This window comes from Collinsella sp. CLA-ER-H7, from assembly GCF_040092345.1.
GTDB lineage: Bacteria > Actinomycetota > Coriobacteriia > Coriobacteriales > Coriobacteriaceae > Collinsella.
The window spans coordinates 88,983-101,649 of the sequence record NZ_JBBNLT010000002.1; the positions used below are offsets into that span (position 1 = coordinate 88,983).

The following is a 12,667-nucleotide window of genomic DNA, read 5'->3' on the forward strand; positions in this document are numbered from 1 at the left end:
AAGTGCGCCCGCGTGGGAGAGGTTGCCGTCCATGTTGGAGCTCAAGGGTATTTGCAAAAGGTACGTTACGCAGTCGTTTACGCAGGTGGCGCTCGACAGCGTGAGCCTGGCTTTTCGCGACAACGAGTTCGTGGCCATTCTGGGCCCCTCAGGCTCAGGTAAAACTACGATGCTCAACGTTATCGGCGGACTGGATCACTTTGACTCGGGCGACCTGTTGATCGACGGTATTTCGACCAAGGACTTTCACGATCGCGATTGGGATGCCTATCGTAACAACCGCATCGGCTTTGTGTTCCAGAGCTATAACCTCATTCCACATCAGACCATCTTGGAAAACGTTGAGCTGGCGCTTACGCTCACGGGCGTGGGCCATGCCGAGCGCCGCCAGCGTGCACGCAAGGCGCTCGAGGCAGTTGGTTTGGGCGAGCACGTGAACAAGCGCCCGAGCCAGCTTTCGGGCGGACAGATGCAGCGCGTGGCCATTGCCCGCGCCCTGATCAACGATCCCGAGATCGTGCTGGCAGACGAGCCGACCGGCGCCTTGGACTCAACGACATCCGTGCAGGTCATGGATTTGCTTAAGGACGTTGCGCGCGACCGCCTGGTCATCATGGTCACGCACAATCCCGAGCTGGCATACCAATATGCCACGCGCATTGTCAACCTGGCGGACGGCAAGATCACCGACGATTCCGACCCCTTTGATGTAGTAAAGGCCGCGCGTCGCGAGGCCAAGCCCACGCGCAAAACCTCGATGAGCTTTGTGACGGCGCTGGGGCTTTCTGCTCGAAACCTCATGACCAAGAAAGGCCGTACGGCCATGACTGCCTTTGCGGGCTCGATTGGCATTATCGGTATCGCGGCGATCCTGGCGCTCTCCAATGGCGTAAACGGCTACATCAAAAAGGTCGAGGAGGATACGCTCTCGAGCTACCCGCTCACCATTTCCAAGCAGGATTACGACCTGTCGTCCATGATGGGCGGACAGGGAACTGCGGATGATGACTCGTCTGAAAACGTGGATTCGTCCGACGACAGTGCCGGCGGCAAGGCTCAGGGAACCGATAAGATTCCTGTGGTCACGGCCGTAAAGGATATGTTTGCGAGCGTTAAGTCCAACGACATGACGAGCTTTAAGGCATGGCTTGACGACGGCGGCGACGGCATCGACAAAGAGGTCAACGCCATCCAGTACGGCTACGGTGTGACGCCGGTTGTCTATCGTGCGGGTAAGGGTGACGAGAAACCCGTTCGGCTTGTTCCCAACGCCATGACCGAGGCCATGAGCGGAGGCGCGAGCTCGGCGGCAACGGTGAGCATGGAATCCATGGGAACCTCGGTCTTTAACGAGATAATCGACGACCAGAGCCTGCTCGACAGCCAGTACGATGTCGTCGCCGGTCATTGGCCCACGTCCGCCAACGAAGCCGTGATGGTGCTTTCGAGCCGCGGCACGGTGGGCGACTACACGCTCTACAGCATCGGTGCGCTGGATATCAATGAGCTTAACGATCTGGTAAACAGCGCTATGACGGCTGACGGTGGGGTCGAAACGCCCGAGACCGGCACCGACTTTACCTACGACGATGCACTGTCTACCACGTTTAAGGTGCTGTCGCCGGCCGATGCGTATCGCAAAAACGAAGAGACCGGCATGTGGACTGACATGTCTGACGATGCCGACTTTATGACGGCCAAGGTTGCCGACGGTATTGACGTGCGCATTGTGGGCGTGGTGCGACCTAACGAGACGGCCAACGCGAGCGCATTGACCCCGGGCATTGCCTATACGCATGCACTGACTCGCCAGCTTATGGAGCGCGCCGCCGATTCGCAGATTGTGCAGGAGCAGCTTGCCCACCCCGAGACGGATGTCTTTACGGGCAAATCTTTCGATGAACTGCAGGGCGAGGCAAAACAGGGCGTGGATCTGGGCAGTATGTTCAGTGTGGACGAGGCAGCACTTAAGAGCGCATTCTCGTTCGATACGTCTGCACTCTCGGGTGCAGGCGGCGGTATGGACCTGTCGGGTCTTGACTTGTCCGGGTTGGATATCGACCTTTCGGGTGTTGGGAAGGACATCGACTTCAGCGACATCATGGCAAAAGCGCCAACCCCAGATCTCTCGGGTATCTTTGACGGTCTGGAACTCACGCCCGAGCAAATGCAGCAGGTGGGAACGCTTGCCAACCAGCTGTTTGAGGGATTTTTGCAGTCTGATCAGTTTAAGGCGTTGACGCCCGATGATCTTAAGGACGCGTCAAAGCTCGCCGCCGCATTCTCGGCGTATCTTGAGAATAATGACACAGCCCAGCAATGCCTAGCTCAGCTGAAGGCCCTCGGCGGCGATGCCCTGGCCGATCGCCTGCAGCAGGCGATGACCGACTATGTGCAAAAGCAGCTGGCTCCGTATCTGCAGCAGGCTATGGATCAGGTGATGAAGGCAATCAGCGAGCAGATAGCGTCGACGGTGTCAGCTCAGCTCAAGGCAGGCGCAGCAGGGCTCATGGGCCAGATGGCGACGCAGATGTCGTCGAGTTTTACTAACCTGGCGAGCGCCATGCGCGTGGATGCGAGTGCCTTTGCTCATGCCATCCACTTCAACATGGACGCCGAGGACCTGAGCTCGCTCATGATGAGCTATGCGAAGGCGTCGAAGCTCACCTATGATAACAATCTGGCCACACTGGGCTATGCGGACGAGGCCGATCCCATCTCGGTTAAGATTTTCCCGCGCGACTTTGAGGCCAAGGAGCGCGTACTCGATCACATCGATGCGTACAACAAGCAGGTCAAAGCCGCTGGCCACGATGATCGGGCAATTTCGTACACAGACTACATGGGTATCATCATGGGTTCGGTGACCGACATCGTGAACACCATCAGCTTGGTGCTCATCGCATTCGTGAGTATCAGCCTGGTGGTGAGCTCCATCATGATCGGCATCATCACCTACATCAGCGTACTGGAGCGCAAAAAGGAGATTGGCATCCTGCGCGCGATCGGCGCGTCGAAGCGCAACGTGGCCAACGTATTCAATGCCGAGACCTTTATCGAAGGCCTCATCGCCGGCGTCTTTGCCATTATCGTCGTGGTGCTCGTGAGTTTTCCGGTTAATACCTGGGCGCTTGCTGCCAAACAGGTACCCAATCTGATGAGCTTGCCCGTGCGGGATGCGCTGGTGCTCATCGCGATTTCGGTGCTGTTGACGGTCGTTGCCGGCCTGCTGCCTGCCCGCAGCGCATCCAAGAAGGACCCCGTCGAAGCCCTGCGCTCCGAATAATGTGACAAAAGGGCGGTTCCTTTGTCGCGTTCGTTGATATGAGAGAAGAGTAGATGATTCTTTCGCTGGCCCCCATGGAGGGGATTACCGGGCATGTGTTCCGTCGCGTGCATGCGGAGTGCTTTGGCGCGCTCGATTGTTATTACACGCCGTTTTTGCCGCCGCCGCGGGTGGGAAACCGCTTTGGCGGCAAGGCGTTTAAGGAGATCGATCCTGCCAATAACCAGGGGCTCAACGTGGTGCCTCAGCTGATGTCCAAGAACGCGGACGAGTTTGTGTGGGCGGCACAGGTGCTCGCCGACATGGGCTATCGCGAGGTCAATCTCAACTTGGGTTGCCCCTCGGGGACGGTTGTCGCCAAGGGCAAGGGCTCGGGTTTCTTGCGTAATCTCGACGAACTTGAGGTGTTCTTGAGTGACGTGTGTGAGCGCTCTCCGCTGCCGGTATCGGTCAAGACCAGGTTGGGGTTGGAGAGCGACGACGAATACGAGCGCGTACTCGATCTATATTGCCGCATGCCGCTGGCAGAGCTGATCGTGCATCCGCGCGTGCAGAAGGACCGTTATGCGGGCTCGCCGCGCAAAGAGTTTTATGGCGAGACGCTGGAACGTGCGCCGTTTCCGGTGGCATACAACGGCGATATTTTTGATCTCGAGGACATGGATGCGCTGGTGGAGGCCTATCCCGGCACGCGCCATGTGATGCTGGGGCGCGGCCTGCTCGCGAACCCCGCTCTGGCCCGTATGGTCAACGGCGGCCCTGCTGCCACGACAGCCGAGCTGCAGCGTTTCCATGACACGCTGTTTGCTGCCTATGCAGAAGAGATTGGCGGCAATGCAGTCTTTCGCATGAAGGAGTGGTGGTTCTACGCCAAGTGCGCTTTCGCCGACCCCACTACCGTTCACAAGCTCGTACGTAAGACTAAAAAGGTCGACGAATACCGCGCCGCCGTCGAGCGCGTCTTTCGCGAGCAGCCACTCGCACCCATAGCCCGCTTCCACGGCTAGTTAGACATCGGGGACGTTCTTTAGCGACTAGTCATTTAAGAACGTCCCCGATGACACCCGCAAAAACTGTACACCAGCATCCAAAGATGTCGAAAAATGTCGACTTTGGATGCTGATGTATATGTTTGGGTCGGCGGGGGAGTTGAGTCTAGGCAATCATTGCATCGAGCGTGATGAGCTCCCTGAGTCGCTCCGTGCGTGTTTGCCCATGGCGCTTTGCTTTTGCGTCAAACGCATCAAGAACAGACTCACCCACACGTGCCGATAAAACAACGCTTGGTTCATCGGAGATCGACGGCCTTCCCAGCTTGATGGTGCGACCCTTCGGCCACTCATCTTTTTCGTATGCCTCCGCGGCTTTCTCCAACTCTCCGGGAGCAAACCCCATCATCTTTTCGAGCTGCTTAGCGTCCATAGCGCCTCCTATCGATCGGCATAATGTCGAGCGCCGGTTCTCGGATACTCTTTTTGTATACAGTTTTGTAGACAAAAATACACACAGTTTATCAGGCTAATTAGCTTGTTTTGACCCGCGTGTTCGATAGGAAATGAGCATTGACGGCTTCGATACTCCTTTGCTTTTCAGCCTGGAATTTGGATGCTCATTGAACTTCCGGAGGGGAGCGCTTTATTAAGCTATCGAGATTCTGAGCAGGAGCTCTCACTGGTCTTCGATAATGGGGCCAGCTTAATTCGCGACACAGTGTGTCGCGAATGGGAGTAGTCGTTAGGTGTCCTTCAATGGCTAGTCATATAAGAACGTCCAAGTGCCGGATTTTGTCATTTAGTGTCGTCCTCAGCGGCTATTCTGGAGGGTCGTGGTCAAAAAAGGGCAAATATGAGTACTGTTGCCATTATAGTTGCATTTATTTTGCTATAAATAGTAGTTCCTGATGAGATTTGTTCCCATTAGGAGCTACTTTTATTGAACATATGAGGAGAAATAGCGTCGTCTGCGGACGTATGGAACGTTGAATAGTTCCTGAAGTGATCAAAATCGCTGCTACTAAACAGGTAACAGTACTCATATTTGCCCTTTTTTGACCACAGCCCTCTCGGAAACCCTTTCCAGAGGCGTCAAACAGCCATAATCCAAAGGTCGCCTCAAACAATTAGCCGGTTAAGAGCGTCCATGACTACCCGCAAAAGCTGTACGCCAGCATCCAAAGATGTCGAAAAATGTCGACTTTGGATGCTGGTGTACATGTTTAGGCCGTATGGGGTGGGGCCTTGGTCGGACGGGATGCGCATGCTAGAGCAGGTTCTTCTGTACCCATGCGATGATGTCGCTCGACTCGTAGAGTGGCTTGCCGTCGATGAATAGGCAGGGAACCTGGCGCTTTCCGCCGGCGGCGATGAGTGTCTGCTCGGCTTCGGTATCGGTCGAGATATTGCGCTCGGGAATGGTCACGCCGTTATCGGCTAAAAAGCGCTTGACCTTTATGCAATACGGGCAGCCGGTCATAACGTAAAGCACGAGCTCGTGATCAGTAGTCATAGGTCTCCAATCGGTTGCGGTTTTGATTGAAATACCCAAAGCCGCCGCGGTCTATGCGCGGACCAGTGACGACTCGATGGCCTGGACCAGAAACGCCGCGGCTCCGGTGCCGCAGGGCTTGTCGTAGTAGTCAACAAAGCGCTGATCGGCAAGATAGCCGTGGGCGAGGCCCAGGTACGCCTCGTTCTGGGGCTCGTGTCCCCAATTAAGGCCAATCCATCGACGGTGCATTGCGACAAGTTTGCGGGCCTCGTTACTCTCTGGGTCGCCAATGCCCATGGCAATCGAGAGCTGGCCCAAAATGGCGCGTTCAAGTTCCTTCATGTCGTTCCATGTCTGAGGATCCATATCCAGTAACGTTTCGTTTGCTGCATCGATAGCCTCATTGCCATAGCGAGCCCGAGCCTCGGCGCCGTAGCGTTCCTCGTTTTCCTGCACGGTGCGCCAGCGCTCCAGTTGCGGCAGGACGGCGCCCATGAGCGAGACGGCTTCGTCGAGCGACATACCTGTGTTTTGTGCTAGCCGTGGGGCACAGTCCTCGATCATTGCCTCCATCGTGGTGTCGTAGGTGTACTGGCCGTGGTCGTAGCACCACTTGCAGTAATGTTCGGTCGCGGTGCCCGTGGCATCGGTGCCGCAGTCGTTGGGCGTGAGTATCATGCCGCAGCTCTGGCAATAGTGCTCGGGCATTTCGAGCAGGTGGGACAACGGCTCTCCGGTTACGGCGGCAATGAGCTTCATCATGTCGATGCCCGGGGTGACCTCGTCGCGCTCCCAACGGCTGACGGCTTGGCGCGTGACAAAGAGTTTGGCGGCGAGCTGCTCTTGGGTAAGGTGATGGGCGCGACGGATGGCAATGAGCTTTTCTGCAAAGGCCATAGCGGCTCCTTTCTGCTGGTTGATGGCTTAAGCATACGCGGCGGCAGACGCCCTTCCAAGCAACCGTTGGTTGCACGGCGGGGGACCGCGGCGAAGAATTGCACGCAACGCCCCACGCCTCCATGCCGTACAATGACCGGCATGGAACCTATTGCACACATACATACCGACCTGCCGCAGAAGTTCGGCATCCCGCGCAACAGCTTTTTGGCGCCTCATCTGCAGGGACGCATCGTTTTTGAGCCGGAATTTGCCTCCAACGCAGCGGTTGAGGGTCTGGACTCCTTCTCTTACCTGTGGCTGCTGTGGCGCTTCGAAAACGGAACGCCCGGCGGCACGGCTAAGGACATAGCCGCCGATGCCAAAACGCAGGACAGGTCCGGCACCAACGCAAAATGGTCGAAAACTGTGCGTCCGCCGCGCCTGGGTGGAGCCGAGCGTGTGGGCGTCTTTGCCACGCGCAGTCCGTTTCGCCCTAATTCCATTGGGCTCACCTGCGTCAAGCTCGATCGCGTCGAGCTCACCGACAATGGCCCCATCATCCATGTGCTGGGGGCCGACCTGCGCGACGGCACGCCCATCTACGACATTAAGCCCTACATTCCGTTTGCGGACTGCCACCCGGATGCGACCGGAGGCTGGATCGAGGATGCTCCGTGGCAAGAGCTCGATGTTGAGTTTCCGCAAGCACTGCAGGATATGGTCCCGCCCGCAAAGCTCCCCGGCTTGGTCGAGGTCCTTCGCCAAGATCCGCGCCGCGCGGGCAGCAAACACGAGCCAGACCGCGTCTATCACCTGGCCTTCGCCGGGCTCGACATATCTTTTACGGTCGATGAAACCCAGCTAGCCGTAGTCGCCATCAACGACGCGCAAGACTAACCAGCCATTCGTCCGCACCCGTCAAATTAAGCGCCAAACCCCGCGCCAAAATCGCCCGTGCTGGTGGACAATAGCGCCTATCGAAACAGTCTACTTTGCACGGGGGTCCAGCATGAAATACGACTTCACTTCAATCATCGACCGCCACGGCATGGACTCCATCGCCGTTGACTCTTGGGGCGAGATCCCCGGTATGGCTCCGAACGCACCCGACGAGGGCTTCGACCGCATCCCCATGTGGGTGGCTGACATGAGTTTTGCCACGGTGCCCACGGTCCAGGAACACATCATTCAGCGTGCCCAGCACCCCATGTTTGGCTACTTTAACCCGCGCGCTGAGTACTTCGACCGCATCATCGAATGGCAGAATCGCCGCAATGGCGTCGAAGGTTTGAGCCCTGAACATATCGGCTACGAAAACGGCGTGCTGGGCGGCGTCGTGTCGACGCTGCGCGCGTATGTCCAGCCGGGCGATGCGGTGCTGGTCCACAGCCCCACCTACATCGGCTTTACCAAGTCCATCGAGGCCGCGGGCTATCGCATTGTCCACAGCCCGCTTAAACTCGACAACCGGGGCGTGTGGCGCATGGACTTTGAGGACATGGAGTGCAAACTCGCCCAAAACAACATCCATGCCGCGGTGTTCTGCTCGCCGCACAATCCCTGCGGGCGCGTATGGGAGCGCGACGAAATCGAGCGCGCCATGGACATCTATCGCCAGCACGATTGCGTGGTGATCTCGGACGAGATTTGGTCCGATATCATCCTGCCGGGACACAAGCATATCCCGACGCAGTCGGTGAGCGAGGATGCCCGCATGCGCACGGTTGCCCTCTATGCGCCGAGCAAGACGTTTAACCTGGCGGGTCTGGTCGGCAGCTACCACATCATCTACAACGAGACGCTGCGCGACCGCGTGTGTGCCGTGTCCAACAAGACTCACTACAACGAGATGAACGTCCTCTCGATGCACGCGCTTATCGGTGCCTACCAGCCGCAAGGCTACGAGTGGCTGGACGAGCTCAACCAGGTGCTTGCCGGCAATATCGAGTACTTCTGCAATTACGTGGACGAGCATTTTGAGGGCGTGTCTTATTCGCGTCCGCAGGGCACGTACATGGTGTTTCTGGACTGCACCGAGTGGTGCCGCGAGCATGGCCGCGATATTCAGTGGCTGCTCGACGAGGGGGCGCGCGTGGGCGTGGGGTATCAGGACGGCCGCCCGTTCCACGGGTCCTGCCACATTCGCGTGAATCTGGCGCTGCCGCTTTCGCGCGTAAAGGAAGCGTGCGACCGCCTGGACCGCTACGTTTTTAATGCACGGTAAGTGAGCACTGCATGTGGGGCCTTCTGCCAAGTCGGCTGGAAGGCCCCGCATGGTAAAACGTCTGTAACCATTGGGCACTTGTGTGGTTTTGTTTGCTATTATTTCTTACCATTTTAGTCTGTAAACAGGATCGTCTGGAGCTCGATGAAAAGACCCCGTCGCTCGGTTGCCATATCGTTGTTTGTTGCGCTTGCGGTGGCGAGTGCCTTTGTCGTAGCGATAGCTGGCTGTTCTGGGCGTAATGGCGAAGCCTCGACGTCTGCATCAAAAGGTCTGGACGCCTCGCAGGTCAAAGACGACGACCTCAAGACGCTCAACGTCGGCAGCGACCTCTATCCACCGTTTGTGTATACCGACGAGTACGGCGATATCGTTGGCCTGGATGTTGAGATATTGACCGAGGCTTTGGCCCGCATTGGTTACAAACCAAAGTACCAGCTGATCGATTGGGAAAAGAAGAACGAGCTGCTGGCGAGCGGCGAACTCGATTGCGTCATGGGCAGCTTTAGCATGACGGGTCGCGAAAACGAGTATCGTTGGGCCGGCCCGTACCTTGCGAGCCGCCAGGTGGTCGCGGTCGATCCCCAGAGCGATATCTACACGCTTGCCGATCTTGAGGATAAGGTCGTGGCGGTCCAGTCCACCACCAAGCCCGAGGGCATTTTGCTCAATCGTACAAATGAAAACGTTCCGCAGATCAAAGAGCTCTACAGCTTTTCGGACCACTCATACCTGAACCCAGCGCTTGTTGAGGGTCTGGTCGACGCCATCGCCGCGCATGAGTCCTCGCTGCTCACCTACGAAAAAGACTATGGTGTGACGTATCGCATTTTGGATGAGCCGCTGCTAGAGGTCGGTTTGGGCACCGCTTTCGATATCAACGATACGCGTGGCATCGACGTCAAGCTTACCCATGCCTACCAAGAAATGCTTGCCGATGGCACCATGGAACGTCTGGTGTCAAAGTACTTTGATGACCCTTCGCCATTTTTGAATATGGAGGGCCTGTCATGATCGATGCGCCCGACCACGCCGCTCAGGAGCGGGGCAATCGTTCGGCGGGGGCATGGCTCCTTGTCGCTCTGCTGGGGATAGCGCTCTCGGTTGTTGCCGGCATGATGAGCTACGGTTATACGACGGCCCAAGCCGAGCAGCGCTTTGCCGACGTTGTCGATTACGTGGCGACGCAGAGCCTTTCCTACGATGCATTTAATAGCGCCTATACGACAGAAACCTGATTCACGTTATGGAGATCGCCGGAGAGACAGCGCGCGATATGGAGCGCGACGGTTCGGTGGATAACGCTACGCTGGAGCAATATGCCGACCAGTTCAACGTGAGCGCACTGATCGTGACGGACGCATCGGGCAATTTGGTGTCCGAGTCCTCGACGGATGGCGTGGGCTACGAGTCGCTCGCTACGTATCTCAAGGAAGCACCCGTGCTGGAGGTGGCAGCCCATCCGCTTAAGTCCTATACCGCCCGCATCACGCTTGCGGATGATTCGGTCGCAGACATTGGCTGCGTGACCCGGCAAGATGACGAGGGCATCGTTGTCGCAGTAAGGCATCAGAGCGCGAAGGCAGTTGCAAGCAATACGCTCAAGCTGCAGAGCCTGCTCGGTGGTTATGAGACCATTGACAGCGGCAATATCGTGATTGAAAGCGATGGCAAGGTCGTTGCGACCAATGCCGTTGAACCCACCATATTGGGCGTATTCGATCTGCCTGCGACGGATGCCTTCATTGTCGACGGTATAAAGGATCGGTGCCCGGCTGGTAAGGTCAGATTGGTCAACGCCAATGGCGAGTGGTATTTGGGCACATTTGGAAAAGCGCGCGGGTTCTACGTGTACACCTATGCCTCGGCGCGGCGCTACTTTGAGGTCGTCGCGGCTGTTGCTGCCGGCGTGCTGGTGCTCTACAGCGGTGTTGTAGCCGTTGTTGTGATGGTGCGTCGCCGCGCTGACCGTCGACGTTTGACGGACTTGCTGCAGAAGGAGCGCGACTATGGCGACAAGCTGGCAAAGGCGGCGCGTGAGGCCTCGTCTGCCAACTCGGCAAAGACGGAGTTTTTGCGCCGCATGAGCCACGATCTGCGCACGCCCATCAACGGCATTCGCGGTATGGTCGAGGTCGGCGATGCCAATGCGGACGATCTGCAAAAGCAGACCGAGTGCCGCTCAAAAATCTGGACGGCATCGGGACTGCTGCTCGACCTTGCCAACGAGGCCCTGGATATGAGTCGTCTGGAGAGCGGGCAGGTCGATCTGGAGCTTGTTCCCACAAACTTGGCGACCCTCAACCACGAGGTGCGCGATATTCTGGAGCGCCAGGCCGAGGAGCGTCTGGTGACAATTATCTGCGACCAGCAGACGCTTAATCATCCCTATGCGCGGGTGAGCGTGACGCACCTCAAGCGCTTGTTGCTCAATATTGCCGGCAATGCCGTCAAGTACAACCGCCAAGGTGGCTATGTTCGCCTGGTGTGCCGCGAGGTGGAGTCAGCGGATGGCGTCCCCGTCTATGAATACACGATCGCCGACAACGGTATTGGCATGAGCGAGGAGTTCCAACAGCACCTCTACGAGCCGTTTTGCCGCGAGGAGCAACAGGTGGAAGGCGCTTCATCGGGAACTGGCCTGGGCGCGCCTATCGCAAAACAGTTGGTCGAGCTTATGGGCGGAACCATGAGCTTTACGAGCGTCTTGGGGCAGGGGACGACGTTTACCATCCGCCTGCCGCTCGAGAAATGCAAGCGCTCCGAGATTCCTCGGGCAGTTCGCGCGGATGCGGGCGATGGCGATACGCTTCAGGGCTTGCGCGTTTTGCTCGTAGAGGATAACGATCTGAATGCCGAGATCGCGCAGTTTACGCTCAGCCGTGCCGGTGCCGTCGTGACGCATGCTAAGGATGGCGAGTCTGCCGTTGAGGCGTTTGCCGCGAGCGCACCGCACGAGTACGACGTGGTGTTGATGGACATCATGATGCCCGGTATCGATGGCCTTGAGGCCACGCGTCGAATTCGAGCACTCGATCGCGAGGATGCCGCGACCACGCCGATTATCGCCGTGAGCGCCAACGCCTTTGCCGACGACCGCAGGCTTTCGCGTGAGGCAGGCATGGACGCGCACCTGAGTAAACCCGTGAGCTCGCAGGAGCTCGTTGAGGCGCTTGCGCACATGGCCGCCGACGCTTCATAAGCATATGGCCCGGTTCCAAGGTGGGTCGGAACCGGGCCATATTGCTATTGATGAGACCTGCTGAGGGGCTTACTTTTCCTGAATCTGCTTACCGCAGAGATGCTCAATCGTAATCTCGTAGAGCTGGACGCCCTTGATGTCTTTGGCGATTTCCTCTTCGACTTCCTCGGCGGAAGGGTAGTACTTAAGGGCGAGCTGGCGGACTTTGTCTTCGATAAACGCGGGAGTGTCATTCGCCAAGCGACAGCGGCCAAAGACCACGGTGCTCATAACGTAGGGAGCCCAGTCACCGTCCTTGTACCACTCGTTGCCGTAAACGGTAAAGCAGACCTTGTCATCGCGCTTGAGTGAATCGACCTTGTGGCCGGCTTTGGCGCCATGGAAATAAATCTTGTCGTGCTCGGCGTCAAAGAAGTAGTTGACGGGAATGGCATAGGGGTAGCCATCGTCGCCGTTGACGGCAAAGACGCCGCGCTTGCAGGTGGCGAGCAACTTGCGCGCTTCCTCGTCAGTGATGGCGCGTTTCTTTCGACGTAAGGGCCTAAACATCATTGGCTTCCTTTCTGGTCGTGCGTGGTGGTTGAGCACA

11 protein-coding genes are annotated in these 12,667 nt (G+C 57.5%); 7 read left to right on the forward strand and 4 right to left on the reverse strand.

All coding sequences use genetic code 11. The features are described 5' to 3' along the window. Positions 1-31: 31 nt before the first annotated feature. On the forward strand, positions 32-3,286 hold the full coding sequence (locus tag AAAX75_RS01785; protein WP_349090882.1) for an ATP-binding cassette domain-containing protein: 3,255 nt from the start codon (positions 32-34) through the stop codon (positions 3,284-3,286). Between the two features lie 53 nt (positions 3,287-3,339). Then, on the forward strand, positions 3,340-4,293 hold the full coding sequence (locus tag AAAX75_RS01790; protein WP_349090883.1) for a tRNA-dihydrouridine synthase family protein: 954 nt from the start codon (positions 3,340-3,342) through the stop codon (positions 4,291-4,293). Between the two features lie 148 nt (positions 4,294-4,441). Here the strand turns inward: AAAX75_RS01790 and AAAX75_RS01795 are convergent, their stop codons facing one another. The 3 genes from AAAX75_RS01795 to AAAX75_RS01805 form a co-directional block, all read right to left on the reverse strand. After that, positions 4,442-4,708: a ribbon-helix-helix protein, CopG family gene (locus AAAX75_RS01795; protein WP_316369217.1), complete on the reverse strand. Its 267-nt coding sequence runs from the start codon at positions 4,706-4,708 to the stop codon at positions 4,442-4,444. 837 nt (positions 4,709-5,545) lie between these two features. Further along, positions 5,546-5,791 (reverse strand): glutaredoxin, encoded by a 246-nt coding sequence (locus AAAX75_RS01800; protein ID WP_349090884.1) that lies wholly within the window; start codon positions 5,789-5,791, stop codon positions 5,546-5,548. Between the two features lie 51 nt (positions 5,792-5,842). Next, positions 5,843-6,670: a TipAS antibiotic-recognition domain-containing protein gene (locus AAAX75_RS01805; protein WP_349090885.1), complete on the reverse strand. Its 828-nt coding sequence runs from the start codon at positions 6,668-6,670 to the stop codon at positions 5,843-5,845. A gap of 141 nt (positions 6,671-6,811) precedes the next feature. Here AAAX75_RS01805 and AAAX75_RS01810 point away from each other — a divergent pair, with 141 nt between their 5' ends. The 5 genes from AAAX75_RS01810 to AAAX75_RS01830 all read left to right on the forward strand — a co-directional run bounded on the left by AAAX75_RS01810 (position 6,812) and on the right by AAAX75_RS01830 (position 12,078). Further along, positions 6,812-7,549, forward strand: a complete 738-nt coding sequence (locus tag AAAX75_RS01810) for a TrmO family methyltransferase (protein ID WP_349090886.1) — start codon at positions 6,812-6,814, stop codon at positions 7,547-7,549. Positions 7,550-7,661: 112 nt separating this feature from the next. Then, on the forward strand, positions 7,662-8,876 hold the full coding sequence (locus AAAX75_RS01815) for an aminotransferase class I/II-fold pyridoxal phosphate-dependent enzyme (RefSeq protein ID WP_349090887.1): 1,215 nt from the start codon (positions 7,662-7,664) through the stop codon (positions 8,874-8,876). 144 nt (positions 8,877-9,020) lie between these two features. Then, positions 9,021-9,890: an ABC transporter substrate-binding protein gene (locus AAAX75_RS01820; RefSeq protein WP_349090888.1), complete on the forward strand. Its 870-nt coding sequence runs from the start codon at positions 9,021-9,023 to the stop codon at positions 9,888-9,890. Beyond that, positions 9,887-10,114, forward strand: coding sequence for a hypothetical protein (locus tag AAAX75_RS01825; protein WP_349090889.1), 228 nt, complete (start codon positions 9,887-9,889; stop codon positions 10,112-10,114). Before AAAX75_RS01820 ends, AAAX75_RS01825 begins: the two co-directional genes overlap by 4 nt. Before the next feature lie 8 nt (positions 10,115-10,122). Next, a complete protein-coding gene (locus AAAX75_RS01830; RefSeq protein ID WP_349090890.1) occupies positions 10,123-12,078 on the forward strand; it encodes a response regulator in 1,956 nt (651 codons plus the stop codon). Between the two features lie 69 nt (positions 12,079-12,147). On the opposite strand, the gene AAAX75_RS01835 is transcribed toward AAAX75_RS01830, so the two are convergent. Next, positions 12,148-12,627: a pyridoxamine 5'-phosphate oxidase family protein gene (locus tag AAAX75_RS01835; RefSeq protein ID WP_349090891.1), complete on the reverse strand. Its 480-nt coding sequence runs from the start codon at positions 12,625-12,627 to the stop codon at positions 12,148-12,150. Positions 12,628-12,667 lie beyond the last annotated feature (40 nt).

Coding starts and splice junctions, on each gene's coding strand:
- AAAX75_RS01810 (WP_349090886.1), top strand. CDS start 6,812: ATGGAACCTATTGCACACATACATACCGACCTGCCGCAGAAGTTCGGC.
- AAAX75_RS01795 (WP_316369217.1), bottom strand. CDS start 4,708: ATGGACGCTAAGCAGCTCGAAAAGATGATGGGGTTTGCTCCCGGAGAG.
- AAAX75_RS01805 (WP_349090885.1), bottom strand. CDS start 6,670: ATGGCCTTTGCAGAAAAGCTCATTGCCATCCGTCGCGCCCATCACCTT.
- AAAX75_RS01790 (WP_349090883.1), top strand. CDS start 3,340: ATGATTCTTTCGCTGGCCCCCATGGAGGGGATTACCGGGCATGTGTTC.
- AAAX75_RS01825 (WP_349090889.1), top strand. CDS start 9,887: ATGATCGATGCGCCCGACCACGCCGCTCAGGAGCGGGGCAATCGTTCG.
- AAAX75_RS01785 (WP_349090882.1), top strand. CDS start 32: ATGTTGGAGCTCAAGGGTATTTGCAAAAGGTACGTTACGCAGTCGTTT.
- AAAX75_RS01820 (WP_349090888.1), top strand. CDS start 9,021: ATGAAAAGACCCCGTCGCTCGGTTGCCATATCGTTGTTTGTTGCGCTT.
- AAAX75_RS01815 (WP_349090887.1), top strand. CDS start 7,662: ATGAAATACGACTTCACTTCAATCATCGACCGCCACGGCATGGACTCC.
- AAAX75_RS01830 (WP_349090890.1), top strand. CDS start 10,123: ATGGAGATCGCCGGAGAGACAGCGCGCGATATGGAGCGCGACGGTTCG.
- AAAX75_RS01800 (WP_349090884.1), bottom strand. CDS start 5,791: ATGACTACTGATCACGAGCTCGTGCTTTACGTTATGACCGGCTGCCCG.
- AAAX75_RS01835 (WP_349090891.1), bottom strand. CDS start 12,627: ATGTTTAGGCCCTTACGTCGAAAGAAACGCGCCATCACTGACGAGGAA.